The sequence below is a fragment of the Psychrobacter sp. GW64-MNA-CIBAN-0177 genome (genome assembly GCF_040309585.1).
GTDB classification, from domain to species: Bacteria; Pseudomonadota; Gammaproteobacteria; order Pseudomonadales; family Moraxellaceae; genus Psychrobacter; species Psychrobacter okhotskensis.
Genome location: NZ_JBEOOY010000078.1, coordinates 1 through 382 on the forward strand (window position 1 = coordinate 1; position 382 = coordinate 382).

Here is a 382-nt window from a genome sequence, read left to right on the forward strand (position 1 = left end):
GCGTTGAAGCAGGTGCGTGTCGTCCGCTGCTGCCATCGTTTACCTCAATCTTGCCGTGGAAATACGGTCAATGTGGGAACTGGCTTGCCTGCGATCCAGACAACTCGGTGAATCAGGCACACCGAGCCGATGCCTTCGCAGGCAAGCCAGCTCCCACATTTGGAACTCGGGGGGTCAGCTAAATCACCAGATAAGCCCGACCCATATGGCAAGTAAGGTTGGCACCGACTTCGGCATTGCCCAGGTTGATGCCCAAGGCACTCAGCAAGGTATTAACGATGGGGTCGAGAATCGGCGACAACACATTCTGGATCAGCCCCACCACCGCCGTAGTGATAGTCGCCAACAACCCGGCGACCCCAGCCAACGCACCATTGGAGAC

At 57.3% G+C, this 382-nt stretch carries 1 protein-coding gene; it reads right to left on the reverse strand.

The window, feature by feature from the left end; all coding sequences use genetic code 11:
* Nucleotides 1-178: 178 nt before the first annotated feature.
* On the reverse strand, nt 179-382 hold a 204-nt coding region (locus tag AAEY79_RS14245; RefSeq protein WP_352288891.1), incomplete at its 5' end, for a hypothetical protein.